Annotated in this window: 20 protein-coding genes and 2 tRNA genes; 12 read left to right on the top strand and 10 right to left on the bottom strand. The window is 37.2% G+C overall.

The features are described 5' to 3' along the window. Window positions 1–699 precede the first annotated feature (699 nt). Both MM236_RS00275 and MM236_RS00280 read right to left on the bottom strand, forming a co-directional pair. The gene (locus MM236_RS00275; protein WP_241272918.1) at window positions 700–2,004 is read right to left on the bottom strand and encodes an MFS transporter; all 1,305 of its coding nucleotides are present in this window, start codon (window positions 2,002–2,004) and stop codon (window positions 700–702) included. 72 nt (window positions 2,005–2,076) lie between these two features. Continuing rightward, window positions 2,077–2,901 carry a helix-turn-helix domain-containing protein gene (locus MM236_RS00280; RefSeq protein ID WP_241272919.1) on the bottom strand — a complete coding sequence of 275 codons (825 nt, stop codon included), beginning with the start codon at window positions 2,899–2,901 and terminating at the stop codon, window positions 2,077–2,079. Window positions 2,902–3,430: 529 nt separating this feature from the next. Here MM236_RS00280 and MM236_RS00285 point away from each other — a divergent pair. Genes MM236_RS00285 through MM236_RS00300 form a run of 4 tightly spaced genes read left to right on the top strand, consistent with a single transcriptional unit; the run spans window position 3,431 to window position 6,158 of the window. After that, window positions 3,431–4,222 carry a hypothetical protein gene (locus MM236_RS00285; RefSeq protein WP_241272920.1) on the top strand — a complete coding sequence of 264 codons (792 nt, stop codon included), beginning with the start codon at window positions 3,431–3,433 and terminating at the stop codon, window positions 4,220–4,222. After that, window positions 4,212–4,766, top strand: coding sequence for a hypothetical protein (locus MM236_RS00290; RefSeq protein ID WP_241272921.1), 555 nt, complete (start codon window positions 4,212–4,214; stop codon window positions 4,764–4,766). Before MM236_RS00285 ends, MM236_RS00290 begins: the two co-directional genes overlap by 11 nt. 47 nt (window positions 4,767–4,813) lie before the next feature. Next, a complete protein-coding gene (locus tag MM236_RS00295) occupies window positions 4,814–5,569 on the top strand; it encodes a hypothetical protein (protein WP_241272922.1) in 756 nt (251 codons plus the stop codon). Next, entirely contained in the window at window positions 5,559–6,158 is a 600-nt protein-coding gene (locus MM236_RS00300; RefSeq protein WP_241272923.1) for a hypothetical protein, read from the top strand. Before MM236_RS00295 ends, MM236_RS00300 begins: the two co-directional genes overlap by 11 nt. Window positions 6,159–6,163: 5 nt before the next feature. Here MM236_RS00300 and MM236_RS00305 read toward each other — a convergent pair whose 3' ends face one another. Continuing rightward, complete coding sequence (locus MM236_RS00305; protein ID WP_241272924.1) at window positions 6,164–6,523, bottom strand: hypothetical protein; 360 nt, start codon at window positions 6,521–6,523, stop codon at window positions 6,164–6,166. 181 nt (window positions 6,524–6,704) lie between these two features. On the opposite strand from MM236_RS00305, the gene MM236_RS00310 reads away from it, so the two are divergent. Next, window positions 6,705–8,186 (top strand): M28 family peptidase, encoded by a 1,482-nt coding sequence (locus MM236_RS00310; RefSeq protein ID WP_241272925.1) that lies wholly within the window; start codon window positions 6,705–6,707, stop codon window positions 8,184–8,186. A 245-nt stretch (window positions 8,187–8,431) separates the two neighbouring features. Next, window positions 8,432–8,890, top strand: a complete 459-nt coding sequence (locus MM236_RS00315) for a hypothetical protein (RefSeq protein ID WP_241272926.1) — start codon at window positions 8,432–8,434, stop codon at window positions 8,888–8,890. 62 nt (window positions 8,891–8,952) lie between these two features. Here the strand turns inward: MM236_RS00315 and MM236_RS00320 are convergent, their stop codons facing one another. The 4 genes from MM236_RS00320 to MM236_RS00335 all read right to left on the bottom strand — a co-directional run bounded on the left by MM236_RS00320 (window position 8,953) and on the right by MM236_RS00335 (window position 12,206). After that, window positions 8,953–9,513, bottom strand: a complete 561-nt coding sequence (locus MM236_RS00320; RefSeq protein WP_241272927.1) for a 1-acyl-sn-glycerol-3-phosphate acyltransferase — start codon at window positions 9,511–9,513, stop codon at window positions 8,953–8,955. A 5-nt stretch (window positions 9,514–9,518) separates the two neighbouring features. Beyond that, window positions 9,519–10,313: a patatin-like phospholipase family protein gene (locus MM236_RS00325; protein ID WP_241272928.1), complete on the bottom strand. Its 795-nt coding sequence runs from the start codon at window positions 10,311–10,313 to the stop codon at window positions 9,519–9,521. Then, complete coding sequence (locus MM236_RS00330; protein WP_241272929.1) at window positions 10,303–11,148, bottom strand: MBL fold metallo-hydrolase; 846 nt, start codon at window positions 11,146–11,148, stop codon at window positions 10,303–10,305. Before MM236_RS00330 ends, MM236_RS00325 begins: the two co-directional genes overlap by 11 nt. Before the next feature lie 110 nt (window positions 11,149–11,258). Next, a complete protein-coding gene (locus MM236_RS00335) occupies window positions 11,259–12,206 on the bottom strand; it encodes an acetyl-CoA carboxylase carboxyltransferase subunit alpha (RefSeq protein ID WP_241272930.1) in 948 nt (315 codons plus the stop codon). A 902-nt stretch (window positions 12,207–13,108) separates the two neighbouring features. Between MM236_RS00335 and MM236_RS00340 the strand changes: the two genes are divergently transcribed. Together MM236_RS00340 and MM236_RS00345 are read left to right on the top strand one after the other, a co-directional pair. Then, a tRNA-Asp gene (locus tag MM236_RS00340) sits at window positions 13,109–13,182 on the top strand. Between the two features lie 115 nt (window positions 13,183–13,297). Then, window positions 13,298–13,371: transfer RNA gene (locus MM236_RS00345), tRNA-Asp, on the top strand. Window positions 13,372–13,877: 506 nt separating this feature from the next. Here the strand turns inward: MM236_RS00345 and galE are convergent. After that, the gene (gene galE / locus MM236_RS00350; protein ID WP_241272931.1) at window positions 13,878–14,900 is read right to left on the bottom strand and encodes a UDP-glucose 4-epimerase GalE; all 1,023 of its coding nucleotides are present in this window, start codon (window positions 14,898–14,900) and stop codon (window positions 13,878–13,880) included. Between the two features lie 71 nt (window positions 14,901–14,971). Then, window positions 14,972–18,091: a PKD domain-containing protein gene (locus tag MM236_RS00355; protein ID WP_241272932.1), complete on the bottom strand. Its 3,120-nt coding sequence runs from the start codon at window positions 18,089–18,091 to the stop codon at window positions 14,972–14,974. A gap of 175 nt (window positions 18,092–18,266) precedes the next feature. On the opposite strand from MM236_RS00355, the gene MM236_RS00360 reads away from it, so the two are divergent. Together MM236_RS00360 and dprA are read left to right on the top strand one after the other, a co-directional pair. Beyond that, window positions 18,267–18,617: a MerR family transcriptional regulator gene (locus MM236_RS00360; RefSeq protein WP_241272933.1), complete on the top strand. Its 351-nt coding sequence runs from the start codon at window positions 18,267–18,269 to the stop codon at window positions 18,615–18,617. Beyond that, window positions 18,601–19,719, top strand: coding sequence for a DNA-processing protein DprA (dprA, locus tag MM236_RS00365; protein WP_241272934.1), 1,119 nt, complete (start codon window positions 18,601–18,603; stop codon window positions 19,717–19,719). Before MM236_RS00360 ends, dprA begins: the two co-directional genes overlap by 17 nt. A gap of 244 nt (window positions 19,720–19,963) precedes the next feature. Here dprA and ffh read toward each other — a convergent pair whose 3' ends face one another. After that, window positions 19,964–21,301 (bottom strand): signal recognition particle protein, encoded by a 1,338-nt coding sequence (ffh, locus tag MM236_RS00370; protein WP_241272935.1) that lies wholly within the window; start codon window positions 21,299–21,301, stop codon window positions 19,964–19,966. A 179-nt stretch (window positions 21,302–21,480) separates the two neighbouring features. Here ffh and MM236_RS00375 point away from each other — a divergent pair, with 179 nt between their 5' ends. Together MM236_RS00375 and MM236_RS00380 are read left to right on the top strand one after the other, a co-directional pair. Next, entirely contained in the window at window positions 21,481–23,904 is a 2,424-nt protein-coding gene (locus tag MM236_RS00375; protein ID WP_241272936.1) for a glycosyltransferase family protein, read from the top strand. Further along, a complete protein-coding gene (locus MM236_RS00380; protein ID WP_241272937.1) occupies window positions 23,901–24,626 on the top strand; it encodes a class I SAM-dependent methyltransferase in 726 nt (241 codons plus the stop codon). The genes MM236_RS00375 and MM236_RS00380 overlap by 4 nt, the downstream gene beginning before the upstream one ends. Window positions 24,627–24,753 lie beyond the last annotated feature (127 nt).

Genomic DNA, 24,753 nt, shown 5'->3' on the forward strand with positions numbered 1-24,753 from the left:
AGTGATTGATTTTTAAGGGTGTCTCAAAAATTTGGCGTGAACCCTAAGTGTAGATTGAATCTACACTTCCATATCAATGGAATTTGCAATTCTACTTTCAAATAATAAAACCAACGCAATCGAAATATTTTGGGTGTAGTTACAAACTACACCCAGTTGGTTAGTGATTGATTTTTAAGGGTGTCTCAAAAATTTGGCGTGTGCCCTAAGTGTAGATTGAATCTACACTTCCATATCAATGGAATTTGCAATTCTACTTTCAAATAATAAAACCCTCGAAGTCGAAATATTTAGGGTGTAGTTGCAAACTACACCCAGACGGTTAGTGATTAATTTTTAAGGATCTCTCAAAAATTAGACGTGTGCCCTAAGTGTAGATTGAATCTACACTTCCATATCTATGGAATTTGCAATTCTGCTTTCAAATAATAAAACCCTCGAAGTCGAAATATTTAGGGTGTAGTTGCAAACTACACCCAGTTGGTTGGTGGTTGATTTTTAAGGATCTCTCAAAAATTTGGCGTGTGCCCTAAGTGTAGATTGAATCTACACTTCCATATCAATGGAATTTGCAATTCTACTTTCAAATAATAAAACCCTCGAAGTCGAAATATCTTGGGTGTAGTTGCAAACTACACCCAGGCGGTTGTAAACCTTTTAGCATGTTTTAGGTAAAATTATGGAACCAATTGTCCATACTCAGACCTCTTTTAATTTCACAGCAAAGATCAAAGCCAAAACAAGTAGGCCAACAAAGACGAAGAGCATCACAGGAATCCCAAAAATTGAAGATAAAGTACCCAAACCTGCTCCAACCAAAGTAAACACGCCAATCATGGTGTTGGAGAGAGATACATAAAGTGGTCTTTCGTCACTTGGTGCAAAATCCACTAAGTAAGTCTTCCTGCTTAACCTTGCACCGCCATGAGCCATCACTTGAATCAAAAACAAACCCGCGAAAGTATATATGTTCTTCCATGCTTCAGGCCAAATTGGAAAAATAGCCATCAAAGAAATGTTGACAATACCCATCAGTGAAACCCACACCATCAGCTTTTTGCTTGATTGATCTGCAAATCTCCCCCAAAATGGACTGCTGATGATGTTGGCGATACCAGCTGCGATGACCATGATCCCCAAATTAGTCACTTCATTTCCCAGCTCTTCTTTTCCCAAAATCACAAAAAATGGCTGTGCTAGTGGAATGGCCATCAAAAGCCCTCTGGTAAGGACAAATATTCTTAAGTTAGCGTCCTTCTTCCAAATTTTCAAACCGTTTTTTAATTCATTGATTGGAGATCTTCCGCCATCTGTGGCTCCAGCTTGTTCTGAAATAAGTGCAAAAAACAATGCCGAAAGGATCCACAAAAATGCTCCTGACAGTACTACCCAAAACAATAGATTATTATCCTGCTCCTTTTCTAAATCCTGAAGGATAAATACCCCTGCACCTAAAGTTAAAATACCACCAATCGTAGATCTCAAAGCCAATAACTGTCCTCTTTTCCCTTTGGGAATCGTTTTGGCAATGACATCCTTGAAACTGATACTTGCTACACCACTAGCCAAAGAGTAAACTAACAGAAGCAAAAGGATCAAATAACCTGCGAAACTCCCTTCCAATCTCAAAACAACAAAAGCCATCAGCGACAAAGCCAAAGCTTGTAAAACCGCAGGTACTACCCAAAACCATTTTCTGACAGGATATTTTCTGATTTTTGCGGAAACAAATAGCTGGGGCAATAGTGAGCCTGCATCTTTGATGGGAACGAGTGCTCCAGAAAAAGCATTTGGAACTCCAAGTGATGACATTATCCAAGGAAGTGTGGTACCTGGACTTACTAGCTGTTCCGCAAGCTTGGATAAAGCTCCACTGAGTACATTTTTGAAATAATTACCGGGGGTTTCTTCGCAGGCAGAATCAGGAATGGCATCACAAGCCCTCTCCTCTCCATCATCCGTAATCAAATCATAAGCTTTATCTGCTAAATTTTTATCAGGCATAGCCAAAATTAAGAAACCTTTTCCACAACCAAGTCTAAGTTATGGAAAAGGGGGAGATCTTTCAATTTTAGCTTAGTAAAACAATTGGGTTTTACCTAAAAATGAATACCCTTTATCTTGTTTTTTTAGGTTATATTCCTTGTGGAGTAACACTATCAAGAGCAATTCAAATACTGTAAGTACCATCAAACCAGGAATGGCAAAAACAATAGTCATAAAGCTGATGCCTGCAAGTAAACCTACAGCCCCTGTGATGATATAGATTGTGCCTTTACTTTTTGATAATTGAAGAAAACCAGTTGCAAATAAAACATACACTATTCCTGATATTATTGATCTAAATAACAACCCTGAAAACAAATCAACTCCCAACCAATAGGTTGCAATATCTTCCACAATAAACATCCCTGTCAAAACAATCAAGAAGATAGACATTACTTTCAACAAAGCACTTGACTGGAATTGACCAAGTCTATAAAATCCAAGGATGAACATGATAAACAAAACAAACACAGATATCTTAATAAATGTATATAAAAATCCCAATCCAGATGAAAGTACCACATTTTCAACAATCAAATAAACATCAAAAAATGATTCTACTATTGCCAAAGACAAATAAATAATTCCAGCTACGAATGAAAAGCGGTACCAAGAAGAAAGTCCTTCTGGGACACTTTTTTCAGTTAATTGTTCTTGAGCTGGCAATTCATCCTGAGAAACTCCAAGCACTTCCAAAATGGCTTTGATTGTATATGATCTTGGTGTGACTTCTCCAGCTTCGATTCGCTGGATTGTTCTGACATTGATGTTACATTTTTCTACAAGTTCTTCTTGAGTCAATCCTTTGGCCTTCCTCCACTCTTGGATTTTTTGACCGAGTTCTGGTTGTTTCATTGTGATGATCGTTTGTTTAACCATGGCAATTTGGATTGATTTCTACAAATATAACCTGAAAGTAGGGAGGATTTTACCCGACATTTGGACGGCATTGGGTTCTGAGAGCCAAAATACAAAAACTGATCGATAAACTCGACGTTTGACTTTATGATAAATACTAAAGTGCTGAGTTAAGTAGGACATGTTAAAAGCATCTTTTACCCTTCTGATAAAGAAAATCAGCAAAATCAAAGTCCTGAAAATATGAACATTATTTTAGTACTAAGCGAGGAGCTAAAATAACCAGTGATCGGAATCTAAATTATTTTAATCTATTTGAGTATTAAAATTTTCACAAATTTTTTGGAAAATAACCATTTGTATATATTTTTAACCATCAATAAATTTTTAACTAACTTTTAATATTATAGAAATTTTCAAAAAGGGTGAAAATCAAAGAAAGCGAATCCTGTCATTATGTAAAAAGAGGGAATCAAGATGGGGAAATCAGAATTTTAATCAATAAAAACATAGACTAAATTAAAAAATGAATATACCCAAATTTTATTTATATCTATTCTTCACAGCATTTTGTTCTAAAAATCTAATAGCCCAAGGAAAATTTTCCTTGGGTATAGATGCAGGAGTTCGTAATGAAAAAGCCAAATTTGATGATCCAAAGGAATATATATTTAGAAATTTATATCCTTCCGGCACGATTGGCTTAGCTGGAACTTATGAATATTCAGATCGATGGGAGTTTGAAATTGGGGTTTATAGAACCACATTCAATTCCAATGTAAGTGCATTTTATAATGAACCTGGCTATACACCATTCACCAAATACGGAGATCAAGGAGGTGGTGGTTTTGCCAGTTTGCAAATTCCTGTCCGTGGGATATACTTCTCAGGAATTAAATATAGAAAGTTCAGTCTTAATATACTCGGAGGAATTACTATTTTCCATCAATTTGATACAAGAAAATTTTCAAAATACATAGGTCCTGGCACAGTTGTATTTCCCCAACCTGCTCCTGTAGTTAGGATGGAGTTTATAGATCAAATTGTCAATAGAACATCAATTGCCTTTGAAATAGGCCCTGAAATTAGGTATGATATTTCAGAAAGATTTTATTTAGCATATAGATTTTCTGGAAATTTAGGAACTAGAGATAAGGTATCTATTGAGGGAAGTTATTTCACTAGTGATAACCCTCAAACTATCCATGATTTCGAAGTGGTACAAAGAGGAACATCAATAAATCATTTCTTAAGTATTCGCTATAGACTTGGTAGAAAAACAAAAAATAACACTGACTTTGATTACTATGGGTACTGATAAATTTCTTTTTTTATTGATTTCCCTCTTTTTTTCATTGGCTTTTGCTTCAAGTATTTTTGCTCAAAAAGGAAATAGTCATATATCAATTGGCATAGAGGTAGGTCCATCTCTTAATTGGCAAGCAGCAGACTTTCCTATTCAGATCGGAATACCATTCAAAGCCTATTTGGGTACTGGTAAAAATGGGCAAATGATGTTGAGAACCGGATGGCATCATTTCCCGAATTTAGCGAGACAACTAGAGCCTGATGTAGAAAGTCTAACCCGTACAGCTGTACCTGTAGCATTAGGGTATAGACACAATATCAAAAAATGGTATATTGAAGGAAGCTTCGGAGTTTCTTATGATGTGATATTAATTAGGCACAAAGATTCACTGAAAGAACCTGAAGGGCTTGTATCCATGGAACCGCATTATGGATTGGAGCTAGGCAGAAGATACAATAGTATCGATATTGGATTAGCTATATACAATCACGGCAATGTACCTTTTAACATCGCGTTTTTAGGCTTCAAATCGGTCTATAAAATTAGATGGTAGATCCCTTTTTATAAGTATGCAACATGTATAAAAAAGCTCTTTTTGGTTTGTGTATAATTTTAAATGTATCCACCTCCCTAGCACAAGGGAGGTTGTCTGTGGGTTTTGATTTAGCTTCAAGAAAAGAAATAAGAAGTTATCATGACCCACAAGGCTACCTTAACAAGCAATACACGCCTTTGTTTGCTATTGGTGGAAGTCTCAGTTATATGATAAATGATAAGTGGGAAGTAGAATCAGGAATTTATGAAACCAGCTTTCACCAGACGGTAAGTGCTTACTATAAAGAACCGGGCTATATCCCTTTAAGCGGTACAGGATGGCAAGTAAATGGATTAAAAACTTTGCAGATACCTCTGAGGGGAGTTTATGATCTTGGTTTGAACTGGAAAAGGTTTTCATTTTCAGCAATTGGGGGTTTAAACTTATACCATTTAAACGGTAGCTTAAAAACAAGAGGAGAAGCAGGCTTGAGTGCCATACCTGTTTATCCAACCCCTCCAACTAATTTGATGATTTACTACGAAAGTTATCCGATAAGAAAATCTAGTATTGCTTTTGAACTTGGAGGCCAATTAAAATATCAAATTTCAAATAGATTGAATTTTATTTATCGTTTTACTGCACTTGCTGGCACTCGTGACATGATCAAAATGGAGGGTTATTATGAAATAGACAACCCTCCTACCCTATATCCATTTGAAGTCACTTCCAATGGAACTGCCCTACATCACACATTCAGCCTCAGGTATAGAATGGGAAAAAAGAAAGAAAAACAAAACTGGTGGGAATATGAAGACTAAAACAATATTATTTTTGATTGCCTTGAGCTGTAGTTTTATTGCTTCAGCAAAAGATGGAGATAGTGAAAAGACAATTTCAGAATCAAAATACAAGACTAATCCAATGCATGGAAATGGTCTGAACTATGTAAGTTTTGGATTAGAAATAGGGCCTATACTCAACCGTTATAACCAAACTTACACTGTACACTTTGGCTTACCTGTGAAGGTGTATTTAGGCAGACAGAAAAAAGGTCGTTTTCTTGTGAGAACAGGAATCCATTACTTCCCTAGTACCAAAGAAAGCATGTGGGTGGATGTAAAAAGATCTTACAAGACAATTATTCCACTAGCAATTGGATATCGTAAAAACATCGATAGCTGGTATGTGGAAGGTTCTGTGGGCGCTGCATTAAACATGGGAACAACCGTATTCAAAGATTCATCCATCGAAAACTGGAGCGTTACTTATCGGGAAATCAATTATGGTATTGAGGTAGGAAAACAGATAGGAGATTTTGATATCGGGCTGGCAGTTTACAACACTGGCCCTATTCCATACCATATACTATATGCGGGAATCAAGGGAAGTTATAGGATCAAGTGGTAATTAATCTAATTGATATTAATCCCAATAATCAATCCCAGCCATGGTTTTCTTTGATAGATCCATAGATTAGAATTCTTATCTAGGAGCCTATCCCAACCTAGTGCGAATCCCAAATTCAAGTAATCTATCCCAATGCTAAAGGCAAGCCCATTTGACCAAACCAATCCATCATATTCTTCGGTAATTTGATCATTTGTAAACCAAGGGGTTATTGGGGACGAACCAAACCCAGAAAATGCTCCAAACGATAAGCCATAATGCCTTGTCTTTCTTTCCTGCTGCCCAAATTTGTTCCTACTATATTTCAAACTATAGAAATCAGTCCTGTAGCCCGCATAAACTGATGCGTTCAAATTCGTACTCAACTGTTGTGGTTGATTCGCTACAGGAAACCTATATTTGAATGGAATGGTAATTAGATCTATGTCAAATCCGTTTGTAGTAAAATAACTATCCGTTTTTGAACAATCTTTCCCTGTTTTCCAAAAAGCTTTTGACCAAAGCGTTGTTTATTTCTATATTCAGGCTGATTAATAAAATATTTAGATGAAGAGAACTTATTTTACCATGTCATTGGCTTTGCTTTTGTCATCGACAAGCATTTTCGCCCAAAGCGACAAAAAAGCCATAGAAGCAAATTTTAACGAAAGAGAGGCTATTTCGCATTTCAGATACTTGGCATCTGATGAATTGATGGGGCGGGATCCCATTCGGCCAGAAATAGATGCTGCTGCTCGTTATATTGCTGAGCAATTTTGGAAATATGAAGCCAAGGAAATAGACGGAGCAAATGGCTATTATCAACACATTCCTTTCAGACTATCTGGCCCTCCTACAAAGGGAGTTGCAATGATTGGAGATAGCACATTTACCCAAGGCGAGAACCTTCTGGTACTTGATGGCCCTGCCATTGATGGCGAATATGAGTTGATTGTGATTGGCTATGGCCTTGAGGCCGATTATGAAGGGAAAGATGTAAAAGGAAAGATTGTAGTAACCAATGTTGGGGCTCCGGATAGATTAACTCCGAGCGACCTTTTTGCAGTTGGGAGAGAAAAAGTAGCTCTTGCCCAATCAAAAGGAGCAATTGCAGTACTTGAAATGTATAATATTCCTTCACCTTGGAATTTTGCAGCCAGAACTCTCAACCGAACTCAATTGACAATAGACAATACAGGCGGGAAGGCAAGTATTCCTTACATCTGGATTAGCGATACAAAAAACCAATCAATCAATGCAATAGGTAATGGCACCATAAAAACTGCAAAATTAGAAGTAGCAGGCAAAATCAATCGGGATATTATCGGAAAAAATGTCGTAGCAGTAATAGAAGGTACTGATCCTACGCTAAAGAATGAATATGTGATGCTTTCTGCCCATTATGATCACATCGGTGTGGGAAGGCCAGATGCCAATGGTGATTCTATTTACAATGGTGCCCGAGACAATGCTGTAGGAACTGTGGCTGTCATCAATGCTGCAAAATACTTTGCTGAAAACCCTCCAAAGAGATCCATTCTTTTGTGTGCATGGACTGCAGAAGAAAAAGGGCTTTTGGGAAGTAGATACTTCGCAGACAATCCGTTGATTCCTTTGAATAAAATCATCTACAATTTCAATATCGACAACGGTGGTTATAATGACACTTCTATCATTACAGTAATTGGTCTTGGAAGAACTTCTGCCGATCCTTTGATCTCCAAAGCAGTAAGTGAATTTGGTCTGGAAGCCATAGCTGATCCAGCTCCAGAACAAGGATTATATGATAGGTCTGACAATGTAAACTTTGCGAGAAAAGGAATCCCTTCCCCTACTTTTAGTTTGGGTTTTACTGCATTTGACGAAGAGATCGGGAAATACTACCACCAACCTGGTGATCAAGTTGATAATTTTGACTTGGATTATGCGGTTAAATATTGGAAATCTTATATTCTTTCTGCTCTCTACATTGCAAACACCACTGAGAAGCCTGTATGGACATCTGGAGATAAGTATGAGGAAGTGGGCAAGGAGCTTTATGGGAATTAGGGAGCAAAATTGGAAAATTGTAATATTAGAAAATTTAAGAAATATATTTTCTTATACACCAATAAACAGTTTATTAAAGTGAAATTCTGTTAGAGATCGGTAGGGATTATGAACCTACCGATTTCTTTTTGAAGTTTGCAAATAAGATAATGACAGCAGCAATGAAAAACATCAAAAGGCTATAAATTCCTATTTGGATTGTCGTAAAATCACAATTTCCCAATACAAAACCAAGCTTTAGAAAAATGAGTACAGAAGCATTTGACCAAAGAGTGATTGAATTCAAAAAGTATATTGATGAGAAAGCTGCGGGATACAGAAAAAGGCAAATTCAACAATATGAAATTGAGATATTGAAAAGGCTTCCGGAAAAAATCGGAAAGGCTATTCCAGCATCAAATGGAGAATATTGGATGAGTCAGTTTGAAGTTATTGCTAAGAAACTTCCTGGGTCAACAGAAAACGGCACTCCTTATGTGAAGGCTAAAAACAATCTTTTGAGAGAGTTAAACAAAAAATATAAGCTCCAAAGGAAAGGTCAATGGACAACCATCATGATGCCTGTTTTTATGAGTGCAATTGGAATTCCGATTGGAATGAGCACGGAAAACTTGGGATTATGGCTACCAATGGGTATGGTAATTGGGATAGTTATAGGGATTTCTATAGATAAAAGCGCAGAAAAAAAGGGACTTGTACTATAAAAGAGCATAGTTAATGGTTATCAGTTATTAACTGCTTCAAACAAACCGGTTTTTAAAAAAAATCACTTAATTCCCTGATCCGGATATTTTCCTGTCACGGTCCTGCCAAATGCTTTCAACTCCTCAACCTGTTCATCCATATTTCCATTTGGATATATGATGGTTCCGATTCCAGCTTCCTTCTTTTTATAATCCAAATAACCAATCACCACTGGAACATCTGCTCCAAGGGCAATGTGATAAAACCCAGATTTCCATCGAGGAGCATAGCTTCTTGTTCCTTCTGGAGTCACCATGATCACTAACTCATCCTCAGTTTTCAGCATATTGATCATTGCTTCTGTATAGGTCTGCTTTCTACCTCCCGGAATTCTCTTTCTATCTATCGCAATACCACCAAGAGCTTTGATAAACCATCCCAATGGGCCAACCATTACTTCTTTTTTGATTGTAAACTTTACCGGTACATCCATTAAATAAAAGGCCGCCCTTGCATAAAGCAAATCCCAATTACTCGTATGGGGTATTGCAATCAAAACCGCCTTCTTTAGATCTTTGGGCCAAACGGAAACAAATTTCCAACCTGTTATCCAAAAAACAATTTTTGATAAAAATTTCATCATCTCACTTACAGTTTTACAGTAGATTGTCCCAAATCTTTCAATTCTTGGTGCGAATTTATGAATTCTGTCGCATACTGGTACCCAGCATCAAAAATTTCTCTCGCTTTTTTGATATCAAAAACTCCATACTTAGCCAATCCTTTTGGTTCAATAAAAAAATCACATTTCGATTTTCTACTATAGACATTGTAATTCATTGACATGATAATTGTCCGTTCGATCAGATTTTTGATATTCTTGATATTATGCTCCACAGGTAAATGATTACAGTTTACCCCAATTACAACATCACAAACACCTTCATGTGGCTCCACAGGAAGATTATTCAACACTCCCCCATCCACATAAAAATTGCCTTCAATTTCGATTGGGTCAAACATTCCCGGTATGCACGAAGATGCCATGATGGGCTCAATCAGATTACCTTCTGAAAAATAAGCTACCTTACCTCTCTTGATATCTGTCGCTGCTACAATAAGTGGTGTTTTTAAAGAAGAAAAATTATTGACAGGCAAATACATTTCATATAGTTGCAATACACTTCCCATTTTAAGAATCCCAGTCCAACTAATGGCTGGCCTCATAAATTTAAAGTAATTTGTCTTCACAATGATATCCATGATCTCTTCAGGATCATATCCACTACAATACATAGCACCAACTATGGCACCAGCACTGCTGCCACTAACTTGCGTGGGGAATATCCCATTTTCATTAAGCGCTTTGAGTACTCCTAAATGTGCAATACCTCTAACTCCACCGCCAGAAAAGGCTATTCCAATTTTTTTGTCAGATTTCATTGAGTGAAAATGTTTGATCTAAGCGAACACCCTTGTCCGTCATTTTAACGGTACAACATTCATTTATTGGATCATGTTCCAAGAATATGATGTATTCGTTAGTAGCGGCCTCTTCTAAGAACTTTTTCTTTTCATCTAAGGTCAATAATGGTCTTGTATCATACCCCATGACATAAGGAAGTGGAATATGACCTACAGAAGGGAGAAGATCGGCTGCAAATACAATAGTCTTGCCTTTGTAACTGATTTTGGGAATCATTTGCTTATCTGTATGTCCATCTGCTGTAAAATATTCAAACCCTTCAAAAAGCTCTTTTTTTGACAAATCCATAAATTCCAATTGACCACTTTCCTGCATGGGAAGAATGTTTTCTTTCAAGAATGAAGCCTTTTCTCTTGAGTTCGGCTCTGTTGCCCATTGCCAGTGGTCAGCATTTGTCCAATATTTTGCATTGGGAAATACTGTCTGAAGCTTTTCTTTATTTCCATCTACATAAGAAACCCCTCCTCCACAATGATCAAAATGAAGATGAGTCAAAAAGTTATCTGTAACATCTTTGAAATCAACCCCAACCTTGTGCAAAGAAGATTGAAGAGAATCATTGCCATGGAGGTAGTAATGTGAGAAAAATTTGGCATCCTGTTTTTCACCAATACCATTGTCAATCAAAACCAACCTTCCCTGGTCTTCTACCAACAAACACCTCATTGCCCATGTACAAAGGTTATTTTCATCAGAAGGGTTTGTTCTTGACCAAAGCGACTTTGGTACTACTCCAAACATAGCACCACCATCCAATTTAAAAAAACCTGTATTGATAACCTGAAGATTCATAAAGCCATGATTTAATTTTATGGTATTTACCAAAGAAAAATTCCCGCAAAATGAAAGCTCAAAGTCAATAACCTAACTTGATCCATACATTTTACGGGAATGAATATTTTTTATTCTACTACCACACCCATTGCACAGAATTTATCGATTCTTTGATCAATTCTCTTTTCGGGTTTGATTTTATCCAATTCTTTCAAAGCATCCAAAATTGTAGCTTTTATAGTTTGAGACATCTTCTTCATATCTTTATGTGCACCTCCCAAAGGTTCCTCGATAATTCCATCTATCAAACCATTGGATTTCATATCATTAGCAGTAAGCTTTAATGCTTCCGCAGCTTGCTCTTTGTAATCCCAACTTCTCCATAGAATAGAAGAGCAAGATTCTGGAGAAATAACTGAATACCAAGTATTTTCCAACATCATTACTTTATCGCCAATGGCAATTCCCAAAGCACCTCCAGACGCACCTTCACCGATAATGATACATATCACAGGAACTTTCAGCATGAACATCTCTTTGAGATTTCTGGCGATAGCTTCACCTTGTCCTCTTTCTTCAGCTTCTATCCCAGGAAATGCACCAGGTGTATCTATCAAAGTAACGATTGGCTTTCCGAATTTTTCTGCCATTTTCATTAAGCGGAGCGCCTTTCTATATCCCTCTGGGTTAGCCATTCCAAAATTTCTTTCTTGGCGCTGTTTGGTATTTCTACCTTTTTGTTGCCCAATGAACATCACAGATCTTCCATCCAAATCTCCTAAACCACCAATCATGGCTTTATCATCTTTTACTGAGCGATCACCATGCAATTCGATAAAATCGTTGGTCATTTCGTAAATATAATCCAAAGCATAAGGCCGATCTGCATGTCTAGATAGTTGTACTCTTTGCCATCTAGTCAAATTTTGAAATGTTTCTTTTTTCAAAGCTTGTATCTTTTCTTCCAAAGACTGAATATCTGAGGATAAATCTATATTTCTACCCTTAGCCAAGTCTTTCATTTCTTGCAACTTAAGCTCCAAATCAACAATTGGCTTTTCGAATTCTAATACCATAGTAAGCGTTTTTAACAAAGACAAAGATAAAAATAATATGACTAAGAAAAATATTTTTATCCAATGAACTGATAATTAGAGATATAATTTTACAAGTAATCACTATGTAGAACAATTTATATATAAAGAGATTTAATAACTTGCAAATTGACAACAGTCCACTGATGACAGTCAACAGCGTTTCAAATCGTTCCTCCAAGATTCTATAGTCTAGGTACATTTGATAAAGAGGATAAGAAAATTTAAATTTTGAAATCTAAAAACTTTAAAAGGAATATATTCTAAGTTTTGATGAGGTAAAAAATATTAAAAGGTGTAAGACTAAGTAAAAGCACCAAGGTTACCCAATAAAATGTCTTAAAGATAAAAATTATGTGTTTGAAAATTAGTAGGATAACCAAGTCACTTTGATTTTTTTTATTTGATTTATTGCAATGCATCTTCAAAGTATTACCTTTGCATCACTTCAAACGAGAAGGTGACAATTCAAAAACAAATAAGTGGTAGTTCAGCTGGTTAGAATGTCCCGACATGTCGGGAAAGTCGCTAGTTCGATTTTCACTTAAGAGAAAAAAAAAGGAGTGGTAGTTCAGCTGGTTAAAATGTCCCGACATGTCGGGAAGGTCGCTAGTTCGATTTTCACTTAAGAAAAAAAAAGGAGTGGTAGTTCAGCTGGTTAGAATGTCCCGACATGTCGGGAAGGTCGCTAGTTCGATTTTCACTTAAGAGAAAAAAAAAGGAGTGGTAGTTCAGCTGGTTAGAATGCCCCGACATGTCGGGAAAGTCGCTAGTTCGATTTTCACTTAAGAGAAAAAAAAAATGGAGTGGTAGTTCAGCTGGTTAGAATGTCCCGATATGTCGGGAAGGTCGCTAGTTCGATTTTCACTTAAGAAAAAAAAAAAGGAGTGGTAGTTCAGCTGGTTAGAATGCCTGCCTGTCACGCAGGAGGTCGCGGGTTCGAGTCCCGTCCATTCCGCAAATTTGTTTATCATCAAATTAAAAAAAGATAATTAAGAGTGGTAGTTCAGCTAGTTAGAATGTCCCGACATGTCGGGAAGGTCGCTAGTTCGATTTTCACTTAAGAAAAAAAAGGAGTGGTAGTTCAGCTGGTTAGAATGCCTGCCTGTCACGCAGGAGGTCGCGGGTTCGAGTCCCGTCCATTCCGCAAAGTCCCAAGCAAAACTTGGGACTTTTTTTATTGTGGAATTCTAGTATTAATTTTTCAAATCCTTTTCAAATTAAAAGTTTTTAAAATGACCACTAAGGAAAATTAGAGGTAAGGATTTAACAGCAAAACAGATCAAAAAAAATCATTTTCTGAAATATTATAACTAAAAAAAGCTAGTTCTGAAACCAGTAAAAAGATATTCCTTTTTCAATTAATATTATTTGTTAGTTCAGCTGGTTACAATGCTTGTCCCGACACATCGGGAAGGTCACGGGCCTGTCTGTCTCAGGTAGATTCAAGTCCCGTCTCCCGAAATTCGGGAAAGGCTATTCCGCAAAGTCCCAAGCAAAACTTGGGACTTATTTAAGGTATTTTTCTTTTCGAAAATTTAAATTCGAGCAAACGTTACTTAACCAATCATTAAATGGGGTTATCAAATAAAAGATGAATGGTAAAGGAAATCAAACTAACTAATTTTTCAATATTTTAATTTTTCAGTTTTTTTATTCCTCCATTCCCGAAAGCTTTTTTTGCCAATTCCATGAATCCCTGAGACTATCTTCTAATGAATATTTTGCTTCCCAACCAAGAAGTTTATTGACTTTATCTGTGTTTGCCCAGACTTTTTCAATATCTCCAGCCCTTCTTGCCCCAATTTCATAATTCAAATTCTTTCCAGAAACTTTCTCAAATGCTTTGATCACTTCCAAAACAGTATTTCCATTACCAGTACCAACATTGAAAATATCAATAAAATCATCTTGCTTTGAATCCAAATATTCTAAGGATTTGACATGGGCATCGGCCAAATCCAAAACGTGAATATAGTCTCTCACGCAACTTCCATCTTTGGTTTCATAATCACTCCCAAACACGGTGATTTTTTCTCTGATTCCTACTGCTGTTTGTGTGACAAATGGTATCAAATTAGCTGGAACTCCAATTGGCAACTCTCCTATTTCAGAACTTGGATGGGCACCAATTGGGTTGAAATACCTCAGAGCGATCACTTTGACTCCTGCTTTACTCTTGACATGATCGTGTAGGATATCCTCACAAATTTTCTTCGTATTACCGTAGGGACTTTCAGCCTCTTTTCTTGGTGTTGATTCTAGCACCGGCAACACATCTGGCTGTCCATAAACAGTGCATGACGAAGAAAAAACAATGTTTTTTACGTCATATTCCTTCATCACTTCCAACAAGACCAATAGAGAACCTATGTTATTTGAGTAATATCTCAGAGGAATTTTGGTGCTCTCTCCTACTGCTTTGCTTGCTGCAAAGTGGATTACACCATCAATTTTATTTTCCCTAAAAATTTTTTGAACTAGACTTTTATCATTACAATCGCCTTCATAAGTTTTTACTTCTTTACCAAGTATATTTTTCAAACCTACTAACACACTTTTTTCAGAGTTAGAAAAATCATCTATGATAATTGGGGTATAACCTGATTCCTCCAAGGCTACTGCTGTATGTGATCCGATATACCCAGCTCCTCCTGTGATTAAAATATTCTTCATTTTTAGTGTTTGGTTTAATGGTCTGCAAAATTAAAGATATAATCACAGAAGATTGTCATCAATTCATAAAACTATCTGATTAAAATAAAGCTTCCAGACAATTGACCGCTTTTTGGCTCGCCATTCAAAATATAATTGTAAGTCAAAACATAACTGTAAGTTCCTAAAGGCGCATCTTCTTGGTTGATCTTACCATCCCACCCAGTTGTCCCTTTGTAGATCAATTCACCCCATCGTGTATATACTACCAATTCATAATCCAAATCACAGTTAGCTACTGCTTCAAGCACTCCATCTTTTGGATTAAATCCTGTTGGCATTCTTGCTATGGGATCAGCCTCCAGCATTTCTCCTGATCCAAAACTAATACATCCACGGCTATCCAGTACAGTCACTTCATAATTCCCTCTTGGAACACCTTGGATTGTGAACTGATTGGAATTATCAAAATCCCAAGTGTAAAAAAATGGTTCGTTGCCACCCAAAGGCTCTGCCAAAAGTTCCCCATTGGATTCACCAGGACATGCAAACTTTTCAATTCTTACAGCAACTTCCAAAGGAAGAGGTGAATCGATTGTGAAATTGACTGGTAAAACACATCCATTTGCATCCGTCACTTCTAACTCATATGCTCTGCCTTCAAGTTCAAACAAAGAAAATTGATTGCCTTGGAAAGTACTAGTTTCCAAATTGATTGTATAAGGACTTACACCTCCTTGAATCTCTAAGGTAGCTTCCCCATCATTTTTGCCAAAACATGAAGTAGCTATCATATTTAAAGCCGCTACTTCCAATAATTCAGGTTCCGATACAACTATATTATCAAGCACAATTTCGCACCCAAAGTTATCCCTAACAGTTACAGAATAATTCCCTGCTGGAATACCAACAGCTGTAGCTTCATTCAAAGTCTGATCATGTGACCATTCAAAAGTATATGGCGCTTGTCCTCCAGACACTATCAGCTCAATACTTCCCGTTTCTTCACCAAAGCAAAGAATTCCGATTGAGTTATCGACCACCGCTGTAAATACATCTGAAACTACCACATTCATTTCTGGAGAAACGCCTTCGCAATCGTCGCTAACCAGACTGTACTCTCTATATGATACCAGACCGACAGAATTTGGAACAGACCAATTGACTTGTATAACACTGTTTTCGTTAGAGCCAACAATATCTCCTCCAACTACAAACCACTCATAACCCCTTCCATCAATAGGCTCAGCGACTGTGTATTCATAAATGGTAGTTCCATCAAAGCATATTTTAATATCTCCCATTGCCTCTTGAGGTTCTATCTGATTGTTTATAGACACAGTCAGCTCAATAAGTTCACCTGGACATCCCTCCAAATTGTATGGTAAGGCAGTCAATCTAGCACTTGGATTTGTTTCTCCCCATCTCACTGTCACTCGATTCTCTGACTCCTCGATTATCTCTCCTCCATCAACATCCCAAGTCAACTTTGAAATTTCCTTGTCGATGTCAAAAACATATTCAATTTCTTCAATTTCAGGACATACGCTGACAGGCCCAGTTATTTCTCCTTCAAACGCTTCCACCAAAACCTCAAAACGAATCTCTTCTTGCTGGTCGCAACTTTCAGGACTGATAGAAGCAGTAACCACAACCTCGTAAGTTCCCGGACTATCATAAGTATGACTAACTTCTTTGCCTTCTTCTATTTCTGAACCATCTCCAAAATTCCAAGTGAAATATTCGAATATGTCATTTTCAGGATTAATTTCCCAAACTGCTGCTGAATTTAGACAAGCCACTAAATCTCCCTCAACTTCAAAATCATATTCTTGCGCTATCTCAAAATTCAAATTCTCCAAACTTGCCCCGACAGCAAAGCCATAAGATTCTATGTTTCCAAAACCGTAGACATAACCTATTAGACCATCAACATTTTCCAATCGATGTACTCCCTGCGAAATCTGTATTCTGGCATAAGCATATGCTGGGTTATCTGGAAAGGGAACAAATTGATTGCCTACATTTTGACCATCTAATCGAGTATTTTGAATAGAAGCTGTCGCTGTAATGACATTAACAAAATGTGCATTGATCGATGGTAACTGCAGCGCATTAAATGTGATCTGACTTAAAAGCTGCTGATTGGGGCTATAAGTGATCATAAACGGATCACCTATATTACTTCCTTGGCCTGGTTGATTACAATCCATACTTTTCGCAAAACCCGTTACCGAAATTGGCTTGTCACTAGAAATTGAAGCTGTCTCTATATGTGAAAAATCCGTAGTTATAAATTCTCCTGGGCCAAGGGTCCCTACATTCACTCCGTTGATTGTGATTTGACTGTTTTCCTCTGAAGCCAAGACTTTTACCAGCTCCCCCGAATTCCTGCCAGCAAGCGGCACATGCAAAAAATCATTACCCCAGGTATTCACAGGGTAAGCCTGCTGAAAAAGGTGGTCATTGGCATAACCACAGTTCCCTACACCTGTCCATTTATTTCCCCCAAAAACAGCTATGTTCTTACAATCATTGGCATTGTCCCCAATGACCCTTACTCTAGAACCTGTCAAATCACCTCTGGCTTTTAGCTGGTAAGACTCCCCTGAGTTCATTTGAATAACATATGGAACACCTCCAGCTTGACCAGAAACAGTATTTACTTTTGGAGTTATTTCAATACTGGTATTATCCTCCACAGCTATCACAAGCAGTGTACTTTCATTGTTGATATTAGCATCGAAATCCACGATTGCAGTCACAGTTTCAAAATGGGAGGTAATATAATAATCCTTCCCAAGAGTACTCACAGGCAACACAACTGTTCCATCTGCACTTTTTTCTCTTTCATTAAATGCATAGACAGAAATGTTTCCCGAAGAAAGGATGTAAACACTTTTATTCTCTTTGTTGGCAGATAATCTATGTAGCGCATCATAGTTTTCAATTCTATGAACAAATTGTTGTCCAGCTTGGATATTGAAATTAATAGTACTTCCAGGGTATTCAATTGTTCCTACAGAAGCCTCACTTGCAGTTATGACTACAATCCCTAGATCTTTAGCACCTGGGCCTCCATTATTCTCCATAAAACCAACCAAAAACTCTTTCCCCACTGTAGTGACTTGTGCATAGGAAAGGTTAGTGAAAAAAGCAATTGAAAGGAATAGTAGTAAGGTAGTGATTTTATGAATTAAAATTCTATTCATTCTTTTGGGTAATTATCTATGAATCAGATATCAATATAGAAATCTATTTTTCAAAATTTTATCTTATTCAAAATTTATTTGCTTTGAAAACAGAAAATTTAGAATATGATCATTTTCTATTCTCACAATTGAAATAATTTGTTAATTTTGATTGGTTAACTTTTAAAAATCAGCTGTGCCGTACAAAGAACGTGAAATAGAGAAAAAATACTTTTCGATTGGTGAAGTTGCCACCATGTTCAAGGTTGCCCCTTCTCTGATACGTTATTGGGAGGGAGAATTTGAAATAATAAATCCAAAAAAAGACAAAAAAGGCAACCGAAGATTTACCAAAGAAGACATAGAGAAAATTCGATATATCTATCAGTTGGTAAAAGTGAAAGGTTTTACACTTCAAGGTGCTCAAGAAGTCATCAAAAAAGAAGAGAACTACGTTTTTGACAAAGTAGCAACAATTGCCAAGCTACACCAAATCAAGAAATTTTTAGCAGAAATAAGGGATACCATGCATGTCAAATCCGAATGAAACTTTAAAGTATGAATTAGCATTAAGTTTGGTACCCAAAATCGGCCCTGCTGTATTTAGGGGAATACTTGCCTATGCAGGCAGTGCTCAAAACTTCCTGAAAATCCCTAAAGGAAAAGCAGAAAAAATCCCTAGAATTGGAAAGCAAATCGTAGCTATTAGAGATGACTTTGAGTCTAACCTAAAATCTGCTGAAAAAATCATAAATGATTGCCTGAAAAAAGAGATCAAAATCGCTACTTTTTCAAGCCCAGATTACCCGGAAAGGTTAAAGAATCTTGAGGATTTTCCAATGGCACTTTTTGTAAAAGGAAATGCCGACCTAAATCCATCTAGAACCATCGGAATAGTAGGCACGAGGAATTGTACGGAATATGGGAGAAGTGTTACCAAAAAAGTGATTGAAGACTTGGTTCCATACCAACCAACGATAGTCAGCGGGTTAGCTTATGGGATCGATATTGAAGCACACCGAGCAGCACTTCAATCTGGTCTTCCAACTATTGGCGTATTGGGCTCATCAGTTGATAGTATATACCCTTCCCTCCATAAAAATACTGCAAATGAAATGTTGGGAATTGGAGGCTTGATGAGTGAATACAAACCAGGATCACAAATGCATCCCAGTAATTTTCCACAAAGAAACCGCATCATTGCTGGATTCTCGGATGCATTGATCGTCGTAGAAGCTGCAATCAAAGGTGGTGCATTGATCACTGCGGAGATTGCTTATGGGTACAATAAAGAAATCTTCGCTATTCCCGGCAACCTTCAATCACCCCTTAGTGAAGGATGCAATAACCTTATAAGCAAAATGAAGGCTTCAATTTTTACTGGTGTAAAAAATGTAGAAGAAGCCTTGTCTTGGTCTAAAGAAAACCCGCAGGAAAGCAGATTTAACAGAGAAAAAACTTGGCTTACACTTCCAGAAGAAGAACAAGAGATATTGAAAATCCTTAAAGAAAAAGGAGAAATAGAAATCGATCAACTTTCTATCCTAACCAACTTATCCAATTCTTTTCTTTCCTCCAAACTATTAAATCTAGAATTCGAAGGTTTGATCAAGACTTTGCCTGGAAAAAGATATACCTTGGTACCTTAAGATTTGTGAAAAATAAGATTTTGGCTATATGATTTTATAAAAAAATCGAAAAAAACACAAAGAAGGCACAAAGAATAAAATTATCTAGCGACAGTAAATACTATCCCCTATTTTATTCTCTGTGCCTCCATTAATACAAATATTGTAAAAATCTTTCTGCTTCTTTGCGTGCAAAAATCATAAAAAAACTTTGCACCTTTGAAATCTTTGCGAAAGATTCTTGCTTTTTGGATTTATAGAATGATCATCTTTTACCCATCTTCGGCATGATGTTTCCAAGGGCTTTTTGAGCTCCTCCCATCTTATTCATCTGCTTCATCAATTTTCTCATATCTGCAAACTGCTTCATCAGATTATTCACTTCTGTGATTGACCTTCCACTACCAGTTGCAATTCTTTTTCTTCTGCTTCCATCTATTACATCAGGATTTTCACGCTCCATTGGAGTCATACTTCTGATGATTGCCTCTATTGGTTTGAAAGAATCGTCATCTATATCTAAACCTTTCATGGCTTTTCCCATTCCAGGAATCATACCCATCAAGTCTTTGATATTCCCCATTTTTTTGATTTGTTCCAGCTGAGATAGGAAATCATCAAAATTAAATTGATTCTTTCTGATCTTGGAGTTGATTCTCTTCGCCTCATCCTCGTCGAAGGTCTGTTGTGCCCTTTCTACCAAAGAGATCACATCACCCATTCCAAGAATTCTCTGCGCCATTCTATCAGGATGGAACACATCCAGATTTTCCATTTTTTCTCCCGTGGAGATGAATTTGATTGGCTTGTTGACTACGTGTCTTATGGAAATGGCTGCACCACCTCTTGTATCACCATCTAATTTGGTCAATACGACTCCGTCAAAATTCAGTCGCTCATCAAAAGTCTTAGCTGTATTTACAGCATCTTGACCAGTCATGGAATCTACCACAAACAATGTCTCGGAAGGATTCAAAGCCTTCTTCAAAGCTTCAATTTCTTGCATCATTTGCTCATCCACAGCAAGACGACCCGCAGTATCGACAATTACTGTTTTCTTACCAGTTTTCTTTGCATAAGCAATTGCATTGTTAGCAATTTCCAGTGCATTTTTATTTTCAGGCTCAGCATAAACTTCTACTCCGATCTGCTCTCCCAATACCTTTAGCTGATCAATCGCTGCTGGTCTGTAAATATCACATGCCACCAAAAGTACTTGTCTGCCTTGTTTTTTGAGATAACTCGCAAACTTACCGGAGAAAGTTGTTTTACCAGAACCTTGCAAACCTGAGATCAAAACTATCGCAGGATCACCTTTAATATTGACATCAACTTTGGTTTCACCCATCAATTTGGTCAATTCTTCTTGGGTGATTTTCACCAACAGCTGGCCTGGTGACACCGCAATCAATACATCCCTACCTAGGGCTTGCTCTCTAATAGTGTCGGTTACTTCCTTGGCTACTTTATAGTTAACGTCAGCATCTATCAAGGCTCTTCTAATTTCCTTGACAGTCGTTGCTACGTTGATTTCAGTGATTTTTCCAGTCCCTTTGAGGGTCTTAAAAGCTTTATCTAATTTTAAACTCAGATTATCAAACATGCCTTTTTATTCTATTTGATGCAAAAATAGAAATTTATTTGGGAAAAGGGATTGCTTATCACAAAGGTTTTGACATATCATTGATTTGGTATCCATGAAAGTTAATTAAGAATTAAGCTTCAGACATTCTTTTTATTTTTTAATTTGCGAACATTCTCAAAAATGAAAACCAAAACCTAATGCAAATCAATCTAAAAAAAGACGTTTTGCCGCACGTTATCAGTGTAGCAGTTTTTTATTTGATAGTACTATTTTATTTTTCACCAGCAGTATTTGATGGCAAAATCATTTTCCAAAATGACATTCTCCAATGGGAAGGTGGTGCTAAAGAAATTCTAGACCACAGAACTGAGAAAGGTGAAGAAGCACTTTGGTCCAATAGCATGTTTGGCGGGATGCCAGCTTATCTTGTAAGTTTTGAAATCGCTGGAGACATTACTAACTATATCACAAAGGTTTTGACCTTGGGACTACCACATCCTATCAATTCAATATTTTTTGGAATGGTCGCCATGTATATTTTATTATTGAGTTTCAAAGTCCGACCTGAGTTTTCTCTAATTGGTGCTATCGCCTTTGCCTTTAATACATTTCACATAATCTCTATCGACGCAGGTCACAATGCCAAAATTTGGGCTATCTGTCTGATCCCATTAATTCTTGCAGGGATCCATATGGCATTCAACCAAAAAAAGCTTCTTGGTTTGGCTCTTTTTACTTTGGGATTGATGCTGCAACTCAAATTCAACCACCTTCAGATTACCTATTACACTGTCATTATTGTATTTATATATCTGATTGCTGTGATTTATGAATATTATAAAGAGAAGATGATTCCTGAATTTGGTAAGGTAGCATTGATTCTTGTTCTAGGTACCTTGATCGCAGTTGGAGGAAATGTCAGCAGATTTTTGAGCGTTTATGAATATGGAAAATATTCTACCAGAGGTGCTCCAAACCTAGAAACAGGAACCAATTCCCAAGCTGGTCTTGATAAGGATTATGCTTTCAATTGGTCTCAAGGAAAAACTGAGACATTGACACTTCTTGTGCCATTTATCTATGGTGGTGGCAGTGCTGAATCACTCCCTGAGAACTCAAATATAGAAGCAGCATTAAGGGCTAATGGTGTTGACAATGCCCAAATCAGAGGTTTTGTGAATGGTGCACCAACCTATTGGGGTGACCAACCTGGGACTGGTGGACCGATTTATGGTGGAGCCATCATGATATTTTTGTTTGTACTGGGAATAATCTATGCCCAAAAATCCTACAGAAATGCATTCATTGCCATAACAATCCTCTCTTTTCTCCTTGCTTGGGGAAAAAACCTAGAATGGTTCAATTATGCTGTTTTCGATTATTTGCCAGGATACAATAAATTCAGGGCCGTTTCCATGGCCTTGAGTATTGCTTTATTTTCCATTCCGGTATTGGGAGCTTTAGGTTTGGAAGGATTGTTTGCAGAGAAGTTTGATAAAAAAACCATAAAAAGCCTAGTCATCGCATTGGGCAGCACAGCAGGATTTGCTTTGCTTTTGGCGATCTTGGCAGGCACTTTTGGATTTAGGGGAGCTGTGGACACAAATCTCCCTGACTGGTTGGTTTCAGCTGTTCAGGATGACAGAAAGGCTTTTCTTCGCTCTAGTGCATTCAAGAGTTTCTTTTTTATCATACTTTCCGGCGGCTTGATTTTAGCGGCTTTGAAGAATAAAATATCTGCTCAAATAGCTGGATTAGGTGTTGCTGTTTTGTTGACTTTTGATTTGTGGATTATCAACAAGCGCTATTTGAACGATGAGTCATTTGAGTACAATCCTTCAGAGCAATTCTTTACAGCCACTCCTGCAGATAAGATGATTTTACAGGATCAAGGGTACTTCAGGGTTTTGAATTTGGGAAATCCATTCAATGATGCAAGAACCTCTTATTTCTTCAATAGTGTAGGTGGATATCATGGTGCGAAAATGAGAAGATATCAGGAGCTTATAGAAAATGTCATCAGTCCAGAAATGAGTTCATTTATTCAAAAGGCACAAGCTGGTGATTTTGATTTCGAAAGTCTTAATGCATTGAACATGCTCAACACCAAATACATCATGGCTGGGCAAACAGAAAATGCTGTTTTTGAGAATCCTTTGGCAAATGGTCCAGCATGGTTTCCAGGAAACATCATCGGAACCAATAGCAATGATGAAGAAATCAAATTGGTAGCTGAGATCAATACTTTGCAAGAAGCCACTGTAAATATGCTGGAGTTTGGAGAAGTGCAAGCTGGAGCGGGCACTGTTATCCTTGACCATCAAAGTCCCAATGAACTGAAATATGAAGTAAATGCAGAAGTTGGCGGACTAGTGGTATTCTCTGAAATCTATTACCCAGTTGGCTGGAAAGCCACCATCAATGGTCATGACGCTGAAATCATCAGAACAAATTATCTACTCAGAGGAATCGTCGTGCCAGCTGGCAAAAGCACTGTGGAGATGAAGTTTGAGCCAGCTAGCTATTACAAAACGAAGGGGATCAATGTCATTTCACAATATCTTTGGTTAGGTCTATTTTTGGTTAGCTTGGTAATCACTTTTAAAGAGAAAAAATCATGAGTACCGAGAAAAATAAAATCCAGGGCTTTTATGACGAGTTCTCAGACAAGCAAGTAAAGACAGGCGTTAATTCCAGACATCTTAATATAATAAATAAATTAGTGTCATCAGGATTGAAATCATCCCATAAGGTGCTGGAAGTAGGCTGTGGAATCGGTACAGTCAGTCAGCTTATCGCACAAGTGGCAAGCAAAGGGAATGTACTGGCAGTCGATATCAGTGAAAAAAGTATAGAAAAAGCTTCCCAACTTTGGAAAAATCATAAAAATTTATCCTTTGAGGTTTCTGACATGAGTGATTTCTTCAAGCCAGGTCAGAGCTTTGACTATTTTGTGTTTCCTGATGTTTTGGAACATATCCCAGTGGACCAGCATCCTAATTTGTTTGCCAATATAGCGAAGCATTCGCACGAAAATTCAGTGGTATTTGTACACATTCCATCGCCTAGATTTTTGGAATGGATGATTCAAAATGAGCCAGAAAAACTTCAAATCATTGATCAGCCACTTGATACTTCAAAGTTGGTCGGGGTCTTGCAGCAATTTGGCTTTTATCTTGAAGAGATGAAAACCTATTCGATATTCTATGAAGAAAAAGATTATCAATATTTTGTATTCAGAAAAAACAAAGCGATAGAAAAGACCACACCGAGAACCAAATGGGAAATCTTAGCTGAAAGAGTTAGTATAAAATTGAATACTAAATTTCTTTCGTCTAAATGATACTATTTATATTTTCTGTAAAGAGTTCTGATTTTCTTAGTGAGATTAGTGAAATACTTTGTGACCTATGTGCTAGAAAAGCTTAACCACAAGGGCCACGAAGCTTGCACAAAGAGCACAAAAACAC

Source organism: Belliella calami, from assembly GCF_022549695.1.
Taxonomy (GTDB): domain Bacteria; phylum Bacteroidota; class Bacteroidia; order Cytophagales; family Cyclobacteriaceae; genus Belliella; species Belliella calami.